Raw genomic sequence first — 10474 nt, forward strand, 5'->3', positions numbered from 1 at the left:
ACCTATTGGACGTTGACGAAGCCGCGGGCCTTTTCGTTGAAGTCGTTATAGAACTCGTAGCGCCCGGACTTCATGGCGCGGACGTTGAGCACCGCCTCGCTGTTGGCCGCGATCACCTTCTCGACCTTCAAGGTCTCGCTCTCGAACTCGATGGCCTTGCCCTCCATGTTCCGGACGCGGATGGTCAGCGGCGCGTCCGCGGGAACGGTCGGCTCCTTGGGCTCGAATTGACCGTTGGCATAGGTGAGGCAGATCTCGCTCGATCCCCCGGCGTGCGCCTGCGCTGCCATCAACAGCATGCCGACGCTTCCACCTACGACGACCAACTTCCGCACCACGTCGACCAACATCGATCCGTCCCCTCTCCTATCCAGACAAGCAAATCGGAGAACGGTTGTGCGCCCGGATCGATGTCGACGCCGGGCACCCGTTCGCGACGACGAACAGCTAAGCGGCTCGTCGCCGTGTCTGCAAAGAGACTCCTTCTAAGTTGGAACCATTCTTGGCGAATGTGTCGTGGCAGTGGCCTCGCGGTGAACGGAGTGCGGCCGAACAGCAGTTGAGGCGACGCGGCGGTTACGGAGCGTCGCGATGCCTTCCTCTCGCCGGGTACGTGGCGGCGCTGCGGTGGACCGGGATTCGCCGCGTCAGTAGCCGGCGATGGCGAGACTGACTACGCCGGCGAGCATGACCCAGCCGAAATGCCGCCCGCGCGTCGCGAGCGCATTGGCGCCTGCGGCGAAAGCGAACACGACGATGACCGTGGTCACCGTCCAATGCCGCGCCGACTCCGACGCCATTTGCGGGGCGACGGCGAGCAGCACGCCACAGCCGATCCACGCCACCGTGCCAGTCTGCCAGACCAGCCGCAGCAGGGTTCGCAGCCGCTCCGGCGAGATGGTGGCACGCGCGAAAACCGTCGTCTCGCCGAGCACGCCGTGGATCACGGCGACGGTGATCGCCATCAGCCCCGCGGTCACGAGCAGCGCATCGCGCATGGCACGCCTCCATACAGTTATGTATGGACAATGCACGAAGCCCTGGCGGTCGTCAATACAGCTGTGTATGGTCGTCTCATGGTGACGACATGACCGATCAGCTCTCGGCCGACGATTGGCTGACACAGGGATTGAAGGTGCTGGCCAGCCGGGGCTTCACCGCGCTGAAGGCGGAGCCGCTGGCGAAAGCCTTGGGCGTGTCGCGCGGCAGCTTCTACTGGCATTTCGCCGATGTGGCCGGGTTTCACGCGGCCCTCCTCAAGAAGTGGCGGGAGATTGCGGCCGAGCAGATCATCACCGGGGTGGAGGCGAACGCCGGCGACCAGCCGGCCATTGCCGTGCTCCTCCGCCGCGCGTTCAACGTCAAGCTCACCCTGGAGCGCGCCGTGCGCAACTGGGCCGGATCCGACCCCGCCGCGCGGCAGGCTGTCCAAGCCATCGACAGGCGCCGGCTGGGCTATGTCGAGAGCCTGCTTGCAGCCGAGGGACTAGTGCCGGCGATCGCGCGCGCACGCGCCCAGGTGCTGTACTGGACCTTCCTCGGCCACGCGCTGTCGGATCGGCCGTTGCCGGCCGAGCAACTGGACGCGGTCATCGACGAGCTGATCCGGATCGCCCGGCACATGCCTTGAAGCACGACAAGCGAGCGGACGTTATGCTACAGAGGCGCCCGCCGGAGACCCTTGCCATGAACGCCCCGCTCGAACGCCCCGCCAATTCCGTCGATCCCAAGCTGCTCGAGATCCTGGTCTGCCCGATGACCAAGGGCCCGCTGGAATACGACGCGGCGAAACAGGAGCTGGTCTCGCGGTCGGCGAAGCTCGCCTACCCGATCCGCGATGGCATCCCGATCATGCTGCCCGAGGAAGCGCGGAAGATCGACTGACCGATGCGGCCCGTCGTGATCCGCTGTGCGCTCGCCGTGGCGCTGATGGCCCTCGCTTCGGGGGTCTCGGCCGAGGAGAGCGCCGTCCGCATTGGCGCACTCGACGCCGTCCTGACGACGCCAGCGGGTGTCGAGCGCCCGCCGGTGGCGCTGCTGATCGCCGGCTCCGGGTCGACGGACCGGGATGGCAATGGGCCGCAGCTCAAGCCGGCGACCTTGAAGAAGCTCGCCGAGCAGCTCGCCACCCAAGGCATCGCCAGCCTGCGCTACGACAAGCGCGGCGCACGCGGCTGGAAGGCGGAGTTCGGCAAGCCGGAGGACTTCCGCTTCAAGGACTACGTCGACGACGCCGCCGCGCTGGTCGACTTCCTGCGCGGCAAGTTCGCCCGCATCGTTCTCGTCGGCCACAGCGAGGGCGGCCTGGTCGCCATCCTCACCGCCCGCCGCACCCCGGTCGACCGCCTCGTGCTGCTCACCACATCGGCGCGGCGGCAGGGCGACCTGTTGAAGGCGCAGCTCGAGAAGAAGCTGCCGGCCGCGAAGATGGAGCCGGTCGCCAAGGCGATCGACGCCATCATGGCCGGGCAGGTCGTGGACCCGCCACCGCCCGAGCTGCCGGTCGCACCGAGCATGCAGCCCAGCATCGGCTCCGCCTTTGCCGAGGACCCGATCGATCCACTGAAGCAGCTCACGATCCCGATACTGATCGTCGGCGGCGCCCGCGACCACCAGATCGCACGCCTCGACATGGTCGCGCTCGCCGCCGCCGCACCGGCCGCCAAGTCGCTGTGGCTGCCGGAGATGAACCACGTCCTGGTCGACGTCGCCAACGAGGACGAGAACCTCGCCTCCTACAACGAGCCCGACCGTCCGCTCGACCCCGACATGGTCGAGGCCGTCGCCGGCTTCATCGCCGCCGCAGGCCCGCGCTGAGCTCCTTGTTCGAGCATGATCTCCGCGCAAACGCCTTCGGCGTTTGTCGCGAGGGAAGACCGGTCCCCATTTTTCCGGATCATGCTCTACAGCGCCTCTCCCTTCAGCAGCCGTGGCATCTCTCCGGTCAGGCCCGCGGCCTGCTTGATGAACAGCTCCTTCAACGGCGGCGCGCGATCGACGATGCCAAGGCCGATGTCGCGTACGGCCCGTAATAGCGTCGACTTGTTCGAGAACAGGAAATTCAGCGAATTGGTGGCAACGCCCATCGCCATCGTGTCGAAGCGGCGCCAGCGCTGGTAGCGTTCGAGGACATCGACCTGCCCCGGATCGATCCCCATTCTTGCCGCATCGACCACGACCTCGGCCAGTGCGGCGACGTCTTTCAGCCCCATGTTGAGCCCCTGCCCCGCGATGGGGTGGATCACATGGGCGGCGTCGCCGACCAGCGCCAGCCGCGGCGCGATGAACGAGCGGGCGACGAAGTAGGACAGCGGAAAAGCGCGCGGCTGGTCGAGCACCTTCAACTCGCCGAGATGCAGACCGGCGCGCTTCTCCAGCTCGGCATGGAATTCATCCGCGCCGAGCGCGACGAGGCGCTTCGCCTCGGCGCGCCGCTCGGTCCACACCAGCGAGGAGCGCTTGCCGGTCAGCGGCAAGATCGCGAATGGTCCGGGCGGAAGAAAATGCTCCTCGGCGCGGCCGCCATGGTCGCGCTCATGACCGATGGTCGCGACGATGCCGGACTGGTCATAGTCCCAGCCATGGGTCTGGATGCCCGCGCGCTCGCGCAGCTTCGAACGCGCGCCGTCAGCGGCCACCAGCAGGCTCGCCTCGAGCTGGCTGCCGTCGCCCAGAGTCACCGCGATGCCGTCGGCCCGCGTCACGAAGCCGGTCACCGGCATCGCCTTGAGCTCGACGCCTGCGGCCTCCGCATGCCGCACCAGCGCATCGATCAAGAGCCGGTTCTCGACCATGTGCGCGAACGGCTCGCCGGCCTCGACCTGGCCCGCAAACGTCAGGAACGACGGGCGGGTCGCGTCCTCGAGCTTGGAATCGGTAATGACCATGTCGAGGATCGGCTGCGCCTGCGGCGCCACGTCCGCCCAGACCCCGATCGCATCGAACAGCTTGCGGCACGCCGCGACGATGGCGCTGGCGCGTGGATCGCGGCTCGGCCGGTTGGCGAGCGCCGGATCGGCCACGATCACCGGCACTTCGGGACCGAGCCCCTGCCGAAGCGCGAGCGCGAGCGCCAGGCCGGCAAAGGCCCCGCCACAAATGACAATGCTTCGCTGTGTCGTCATGCCACCCTGCTCACAGTTACTCTTGCGGGAGGATTATAGCTGGGCGAAACAGGGGCGTGAACCAAGGGCTGCCACCCGAGGCCATCAATTCCGGATGCCTGATCCCGCGAGAACGGGACCGGAGCGGCCGGCCGAGCCAGCGAAAGCACCGCGCCATGTCCAAGGGACTGATCGACCTGATCTCGATCCTCGATCTCGAGCCGATCGAGGTGAACCTGTTCCGCGGCAACAGCCCGAAGACGAGCTGGCAGCGCGTGTTCGGCGGCCAGGTGATCGGCCAGGCGATGATGGCGGCGTGCCGCACCGTCGAGGGCCGGCTGCCGCATTCGCTGCACTGCTACTTCATCCTCCCCGGCGACCCGCAGGTGCCGATCATCTACCAGGTCGAGCGTCTGCGCGACGGCAAGAGCTATGCGACGCGGCGCGTCACCGCGATCCAGCACGGCAATGCGATCTTCTCGATCATGGTGTCGTTCCACAGCGACGAGGAGAGCGCGTTCAACCACCAGGACAAGATGCCGGACGTGCCGCCGCCGGAGAAGCTGACGGCGGAGGAGATCTCCAAGCAGCCGATGTTTCAGGAGGTCTTCCAAAGGATGCCGGACTTCATCCGCCGCTACTACGAATCCGACCGGCCGATCGAGCTGCGCCCCGTCGAACTGAACCGGTACTTCGGCCAGAAGATCGAGGATGGCCGCATCAACGTCTGGATCAAGACGGCGGCGAAGCTGCCCGATGATCCGGCGCTGCACATGTGCGCGCTGGCCTATGCCTCGGACTTCTCGCTGCTCGACGCGGTCATGGCGCGCTATGGCCGCACCTTGTTCGACAAGCGCATGATGCCGGCCTCGCTGGATCATGCGATGTGGTTTCACCGGCCGTTCCGCGCCGACGAATGGCTGCTCTATGCGCAGGATTCGCCGAGCGCGCAGGGCGGCCGCGGGCTCACCCGCGGCTCGATCTTCAAGCCCGACGGCACGCTGGTCGCCTCCGTCGCGCAGGAGGGCTCGATCCGCGAGCGCCGGGCCTAGCCGCATCACACCGGCTGTGCCGTCCGCGGGACGACCGCGAATTGCGACACGTACCAGGCGCTGTACCAGCGCAGCAGCCACGGGATCGGAATGATCACCGAGCAGCCGAGCACGAACGCGAAGGTGCGCCACAGCACCTGCAGGCCCGAGCCGGTGAACACGACCTCGCGCCGCGTCCCCTGGATGTTGCGGCAGACCCAGCGCATCCAGGCGGTCAGCACCCAGGCCCAGCCGATGACGGTGATGCCCGACACGATCATCAGCAGGTACCAGCCGGCATAGACGACGGGGCTGCCTTCGAAATGGATCGGCAACCGCTCGCCATTCGAAGCGAGGTTGCTCAGCAGCCAGCGCAGCACCATCCAGCCCAGGAACGCCGGGGCAACCAGCGAGATCAGGTTGAGGATCGGCCGGTCGCTGAGGCCGACATAGGCCAGCACGCCCATCGCGATGAAGACGTACCAGATGTCGAGCGGCTGGCCGGTGAAGGTGAGGTTCGGCCGGCCGGGCACCCGCATCCGCTCGATCACGTAGCGGTAGAGATAGACAGCGGTCCAGGGCGTGATCACCACCAGGAACTGGCCGACGACATACAGCAGTGTCCAGCCGAGATAGGACCAGGTGTCCAGCTTGACCGAGAGCGCGCCGCCCGACGCAGGCACGCCGGCCTCGAACGCGGGCGGGACGCCGGGGGAGATGCTCGGCACGCCCGACATCAGGCCGGGAATGCGCCCGGCCTTCTCCCAGCCGGCCATGCCGTCGCTCCACAGCAGCGTCTCGGCCGTGACGACACCCCGGGCGATCAGGTCGCGCAGTTCGTCTTCCGAAATGGGGCCCTGTTGCTGGCCTTGCGCCGCGTAATACCAGGAACGATTCGACATGGGATGTCCTTGAATGTGGGATGGCAGGAAAACGTCTTCAGTCTGTCGGGCGATGTCGCGTTCCGTTCAGTGATATCCGTCACTCCTTGACGTTTTCGCTTAACGCTGCGCTGATTTTGTGCCATTTGCCTAGGAACAGGCCAAAATGGCCATCCCAAGCCTGCCTCCGAAACAGGCTGCTCCTACCTGAGGAAACCAGGGCCCGCCCATGAAGCTCGTCGTCGCGATCATCAAACCCTTCAAGCTCGACGAGGTGCGCCAAGCCCTCACCGCGATCGGCGTCCACGGCATGACCGTCACCGAGGTCAAGGGCTACGGTCGCCAGAAGGGCCATACCGAGATCTACCGGGGCGCCGAATATATCGTGAACTTCCTGCCCAAGCTGCGCATCGAGATCGCGGTCAACTCGGACATCGCCGAGAAGGCGGTCGAGGTGATCACGACGCACGCGCGCACCGGCCAGATCGGCGACGGCAAGATCTTCGTGACGCCGATCGATCATGCCCGCCGCATCCGCACCGGCGAAACCGACACCGACGCACTCTAAGCCCGTCAAGCAGCCGCAACGGCTGCACGCCCGCCGCAACGGCGCGGCGGACTGCAAAATCCTAACATCTGACATGCCGGGGGGACTGTCATGGAGACCAGCGCGTCTCGTAGCCTGCGCGCGTCTGCAGCATTGGCTGCAGCGGGAGCGATTGCCTTCACCACGCCAGCAGCGGCCGCAGCGCCGTCCACGATCGAACCGGCCGACACCGCCTGGATGATCGTCGCCACCGCTTTGGTGCTGATGATGACCATTCCGGGTCTGGCGCTGTTCTACTCGGGCATGGTGCGCAAGAAGAACGTACTGGCGACGATGGCGCAGAGCCTCGCAGCCGTGATGCTGATCTCGATCCTGTGGGTCGCATTCGGCTACTCGCTGGCCTTCGTCGGCGACGGCACCTGGATCGGCTCGCTCGACCGCGCCTTCCTCGCCGGCATGGGCATGGACAGCGTCCATCCCGGCGCCAAGACGATCCCCGAGTCGCTGTTCATGCTGTACCAGATGACGTTCGCGATCATCACGGTGGCGCTGGTGGCGGGCTCGGTCGCCGACCGCATGCGCTTCTCCGCCTACCTCCTGTTCAGCATCGCATGGTTCATCTTCGTCTATGTGCCACTGGCGCATTGGATCTGGGGCGGCGGCTTTCTCGCTCAGGCCGGCGTGGTCGACTTCGCCGGCGGTCTCGTCGTGCATCTCTCCGCGGGCACCGCGGGATTGGTCGCCGCGCTGGTGATGGGACGCCGCCAGGGCTACGGCAGTGAGAACCTCTCGCCGTTCGACCTGTCGCTCGCGGTGGTCGGCACCGGCCTGCTCTGGGTCGGCTGGTTCGGCTTCAATGGCGGCTCGGCGCTCGGGGCGAATGCGCATGCGGTGATGGCGATCCTGACGACGCATCTGGCCGCCTGCGCCGGCGCCGTCACCTGGGGCGCGCTGGAATGGTCGACGCGGCGCAAGCCGTCTGTGCTCGGCATGATCTCGGGCGCGGTGGCCGGCCTCGGCACCATCACGCCCGCGTCCGGCTTCGTCGCCCCCTGGCATGGGCTGGTGATCGGCGCGCTCGCCGGTATCATCTGCTACTGGGCCTGCACCTCGCTGAAGCACCGCTTCAACTATGACGATTCGCTCGACGTGTTCGGCGTCCACGGCGTCGGCGGCCTCACCGGCACCGTGCTGGCCGGCGTGTTCGCGACCGCCGCGATCGGCGGCACGGCGGGGCTGATCGAGGGCAACCCGAAGCAGCTTGCGGCCCAGCTCTACGGCGTCGCCGTCACCCTGGTGTGGTCGGGCGGCGTCACCTGGGGGCTCCTGAAGCTGGTCAGCGCCTTCGTGCCGCTGCGGGTGTCGCGTGAGCACGAGCTGGAAGGACTCGACATCTCCCAGCATGGCGAGGCGCTGCAATAGCTGCAGCAATTGACGCCAATTGACCTGTTCGGCGCCGCAGGATTCTGCCCGCGCGCTGAGCAGCATTGTGTCTTGAGCCTGACATGCGCAACTTTTGCGCATACCTGCCCATTCCTTGAGCGCGACGGAATAGCGCAGCCCCTGCTGCCCCTCCCGAGGGGTGAAAAGGTCAGGATTCACCGCTCGTTAGCCCTGACCAGCCGTCTGGCACGGCATTTGATTCTATCGCTCCCGGCTGTGCCCGCGTCGTGAAGATTTCTCCGCGTGGTGAACCTCAGTCGACAGGAAGCGCTCGGTAACGTCCGTGCCGGGCCCAAGCGGGGATAGGACCCATGAAAATTGTTATGGCGATCATTAAGCCATTCAAGCTCGAAGAAGTCCGGGACGCCCTGACCGCCATCGGCGTTCATGGTCTCACGGTGACGGAAGTGAAGGGGTACGGCCGTCAGAAAGGTCATACGGAAATCTACCGCGGCGCCGAATATGCGGTGAGCTTCCTGCCCAAGATCAAGATCGAGGTCGCGATCCCCTCCGACCAGGTCGACAAGACCATCGATGCGATCAGCTCGGCCGCCAAGACCGGCCAGATCGGCGACGGCAAGATCTTCGTCATCAGCCTCGACCACGCCGTGCGTATCCGCACCGGCGAAGCGGACGCTGCGGCCCTTTGATTTCGCGCTCAAACCAGAACACTTACGGAGTACAATAAAATGACGTTCAAGCGTCCAACCAGCGCGGGATGGGTTACGCTCGCAATTGCAGGGCTCTGCGTCGCAGGCCTCGTCGATGTGGCGTTCGCCGAGGACGCGCCTGCCGCCGCTGCCGCAGCCGCCCCGGTTCCCAACAAGGGCGACGTCGCCTGGATGCTCGTGTCCAGCGCGCTCGTCCTGATGATGTCCATCCCCGGCCTCGCGCTGTTCTATGGCGGCCTCGTCCGCACCAAGAACATGGCCTCGGTCCTCACCCAGGTGTTCGCCATCGTCGCCATGGTCGGCGTGGTCTGGACGCTCTACGGCTACTCGCTCGCCTTCACCGACGGCGGCAGCATGACCTCGTGGGTGGGCGGCTTCTCCAAGGCCTTCCTGCACGGCGTCGACGCCAACTCGACCGTTCCGACCTTCTCGAACGGCGTGGTGATCCCGGAGCTGGCCTACTTCGTGTTCCAGATGACCTTCGCGATGATCACCCCGGCCCTGATCGTCGGCGCCTTCGCCGAACGCATCAAGTTCTCGGCGGTGATGCTGTTCATCCTGCTCTGGGTGACCTTCATCTACTTCCCGATCGCGCACTGGGTCTGGTACATCGCCGCTCCCGATGACGTCGCTGCTGCTGCCAAGGCTCTCGCTGCCGCTGGCGACGCTGCCGCCAAGACCGCCGCCCAGGCCAAGCTCGACGAAGTCACCGGTGCTGTCGGCTGGCTCGCCGGCGCCGGCGCTCTCGACTTCGCGGGCGGCACCGTCGTTCACATCAACGCCGGCATTGCCGGTCTGGTGGGCGCGGTTCTGATCGGCAAGCGCACCGGCTACGGCAAGGAGCTGATGGCTCCGCACTCGCTGACCATGACCATGATCGGCGCCGCGCTGCTGTGGGTCGGCTGGTTCGGCTTCAATGCCGGCTCCAACCTGGAATCGAACGGCGTCACCGCCCTGGCCTTCGTCAACACCATGGTCGCGACCGCCGGTGCGGCGCTGTCCTGGCTGCTGTGCGAATGGGCCGTCAAGGGCAAGCCGTCGCTGCTCGGCATCTGCTCGGGCGCGGTCGCCGGTCTCGTCGCCGTTACCCCGGCCTCCGGTTATGCCGGTCCGATCGGCGCGCTGGTGCTCGGCCTGATCGTCTCCCCAGTCTGCCTGTTCTTCGTCTCCACCGTGAAGAACGCGCTGGGCTATGACGACGCGCTCGACGTGTTCGGCGTGCACTGCATCGGCGGCATCATCGGCGCTCTGGCCACCGGCATCCTGGTCAACCCGGCCCTGGGTGGCGTCGGCATCACCGACTACACCAACATCACCGGCAACAACGCCGGCACCTACGACTTCGCCACGCAGATGCTGGCGCAGATCAAGGCTGTCGTCGCCACGCTGGTATGGTCGGGTGTCGGCTCGGCGATCCTCTACAAGGTCGTCGACGTGATCATCGGCCTGCGCCCGACCGTGGAGCAGGAGCGCGAGGGTCTCGACATCACCGACCACGGCGAGCGCGCCTACAACTACTGAGTTCTCCCGGGACTTGGTCGTACGCGACCAGGTCCGCAACTTCGGTTCGGGCAAATACCCGGCAATGCCCTGACCGTTGAGGGGCTCCAGCGCAAGCTGGGGCCCCTTTCTTTTTGTTTGGATCGTGAGGGCCGAGCGCGCGCCAAATAGCCGATGTCGTCCCTGCGAACGCAGGGACCCATACCGCGTGATGTTTGTAAGAGGCAGGCGGCGAGTCCCGTGCAAAACAACTGAACCCTGTGGTTATGGGTCCCTGCGTTCGCAGGGACGACGGCGG

The 10474-nt window shown here is 66.2% G+C and carries 12 protein-coding genes; 8 read left to right on the forward strand and 4 right to left on the reverse strand.

Annotated features, from left to right (window positions below):
• Positions 1–2: 2 nt before the first annotated feature.
• A complete protein-coding gene (locus QX073_RS30325; RefSeq protein WP_315715853.1) occupies positions 3–299 on the reverse strand; it encodes a cupredoxin domain-containing protein in 297 nt (98 codons plus the stop codon).
• 348 nt (positions 300–647) lie between these two features.
• Complete coding sequence (locus QX073_RS30330) at positions 648–998, reverse strand: hypothetical protein (RefSeq protein WP_315715852.1); 351 nt, start codon at positions 996–998, stop codon at positions 648–650.
• 89 nt (positions 999–1087) lie between these two features.
• On the opposite strand from QX073_RS30330, the gene QX073_RS30335 reads away from it, so the two are divergent.
• Genes QX073_RS30335 through QX073_RS30345 form a run of 3 tightly spaced genes read left to right on the forward strand, consistent with a single transcriptional unit; the run spans position 1088 to position 2817 of the window.
• Positions 1088–1630, forward strand: a complete 543-nt coding sequence (locus QX073_RS30335; RefSeq protein WP_315715851.1) for a TetR/AcrR family transcriptional regulator — start codon at positions 1088–1090, stop codon at positions 1628–1630.
• Between the two features lie 56 nt (positions 1631–1686).
• Positions 1687–1884, forward strand: coding sequence for a Trm112 family protein (locus tag QX073_RS30340; protein WP_006613415.1), 198 nt, complete (start codon positions 1687–1689; stop codon positions 1882–1884).
• A 3-nt stretch (positions 1885–1887) separates the two neighbouring features.
• Entirely contained in the window at positions 1888–2817 is a 930-nt protein-coding gene (locus QX073_RS30345; RefSeq protein WP_316226838.1) for an alpha/beta hydrolase, read from the forward strand.
• A gap of 86 nt (positions 2818–2903) precedes the next feature.
• On the opposite strand, the gene QX073_RS30350 is transcribed toward QX073_RS30345, so the two are convergent.
• Positions 2904–4124: a ubiquinone biosynthesis hydroxylase gene (locus tag QX073_RS30350; RefSeq protein ID WP_316226839.1), complete on the reverse strand. Its 1221-nt coding sequence runs from the start codon at positions 4122–4124 to the stop codon at positions 2904–2906.
• A gap of 155 nt (positions 4125–4279) precedes the next feature.
• On the opposite strand from QX073_RS30350, the gene tesB reads away from it, so the two are divergent.
• On the forward strand, positions 4280–5155 hold the full coding sequence (gene tesB, locus QX073_RS30355; RefSeq protein ID WP_315715848.1) for an acyl-CoA thioesterase II: 876 nt from the start codon (positions 4280–4282) through the stop codon (positions 5153–5155).
• 5 nt (positions 5156–5160) lie between these two features.
• On the opposite strand, the gene QX073_RS30360 is transcribed toward tesB, so the two are convergent.
• The gene (locus QX073_RS30360; RefSeq protein WP_315750571.1) at positions 5161–6036 is read right to left on the reverse strand and encodes a DUF4339 domain-containing protein; all 876 of its coding nucleotides are present in this window, start codon (positions 6034–6036) and stop codon (positions 5161–5163) included.
• 208 nt (positions 6037–6244) lie between these two features.
• On the opposite strand from QX073_RS30360, the gene QX073_RS30365 reads away from it, so the two are divergent.
• From QX073_RS30365 to QX073_RS30380, 4 genes are all read left to right on the forward strand, one after another.
• Entirely contained in the window at positions 6245–6583 is a 339-nt protein-coding gene (locus QX073_RS30365) for a P-II family nitrogen regulator (RefSeq protein ID WP_172112996.1), read from the forward strand.
• A gap of 90 nt (positions 6584–6673) precedes the next feature.
• Positions 6674–7984 (forward strand): ammonium transporter, encoded by a 1311-nt coding sequence (locus tag QX073_RS30370; protein WP_315715846.1) that lies wholly within the window; start codon positions 6674–6676, stop codon positions 7982–7984.
• A 332-nt stretch (positions 7985–8316) separates the two neighbouring features.
• Positions 8317–8655 carry a P-II family nitrogen regulator gene (locus QX073_RS30375; protein WP_006611147.1) on the forward strand — a complete coding sequence of 113 codons (339 nt, stop codon included), beginning with the start codon at positions 8317–8319 and terminating at the stop codon, positions 8653–8655.
• Positions 8656–8694: 39 nt separating this feature from the next.
• Positions 8695–10197 (forward strand): ammonium transporter, encoded by a 1503-nt coding sequence (locus QX073_RS30380; RefSeq protein WP_315715845.1) that lies wholly within the window; start codon positions 8695–8697, stop codon positions 10195–10197.
• Positions 10198–10474 lie beyond the last annotated feature (277 nt).

This window comes from Bradyrhizobium sp. SZCCHNS3052, from assembly GCF_032484495.1.
In the GTDB taxonomy this organism is placed as follows: Bacteria; Pseudomonadota; Alphaproteobacteria; order Rhizobiales; family Xanthobacteraceae; genus Bradyrhizobium.

Bases quoted from the DNA above. Each gene is read 5' to 3' on its own strand.
- QX073_RS30325 (WP_315715853.1), bottom strand. From the start codon at position 299: ATGCTGTTGATGGCAGCGCAGGCGCACGCCGGGGGATCGAGCGAGATC.
- QX073_RS30370 (WP_315715846.1), top strand. From the start codon at position 6,674: ATGGAGACCAGCGCGTCTCGTAGCCTGCGCGCGTCTGCAGCATTGGCT.
- QX073_RS30375 (WP_006611147.1), top strand. From the start codon at position 8,317: ATGAAAATTGTTATGGCGATCATTAAGCCATTCAAGCTCGAAGAAGTC.
- QX073_RS30350 (WP_316226839.1), bottom strand. From the start codon at position 4,124: ATGACGACACAGCGAAGCATTGTCATTTGTGGCGGGGCCTTTGCCGGC.
- QX073_RS30345 (WP_316226838.1), top strand. From the start codon at position 1,888: ATGCGGCCCGTCGTGATCCGCTGTGCGCTCGCCGTGGCGCTGATGGCC.
- QX073_RS30335 (WP_315715851.1), top strand. From the start codon at position 1,088: ATGACCGATCAGCTCTCGGCCGACGATTGGCTGACACAGGGATTGAAG.
- QX073_RS30360 (WP_315750571.1), bottom strand. From the start codon at position 6,036: ATGTCGAATCGTTCCTGGTATTACGCGGCGCAAGGCCAGCAACAGGGC.
- QX073_RS30380 (WP_315715845.1), top strand. From the start codon at position 8,695: ATGACGTTCAAGCGTCCAACCAGCGCGGGATGGGTTACGCTCGCAATT.
- QX073_RS30340 (WP_006613415.1), top strand. From the start codon at position 1,687: ATGAACGCCCCGCTCGAACGCCCCGCCAATTCCGTCGATCCCAAGCTG.
- QX073_RS30330 (WP_315715852.1), bottom strand. From the start codon at position 998: ATGCGCGATGCGCTGCTCGTGACCGCGGGGCTGATGGCGATCACCGTC.
- tesB (WP_315715848.1), top strand. From the start codon at position 4,280: ATGTCCAAGGGACTGATCGACCTGATCTCGATCCTCGATCTCGAGCCG.
- QX073_RS30365 (WP_172112996.1), top strand. From the start codon at position 6,245: ATGAAGCTCGTCGTCGCGATCATCAAACCCTTCAAGCTCGACGAGGTG.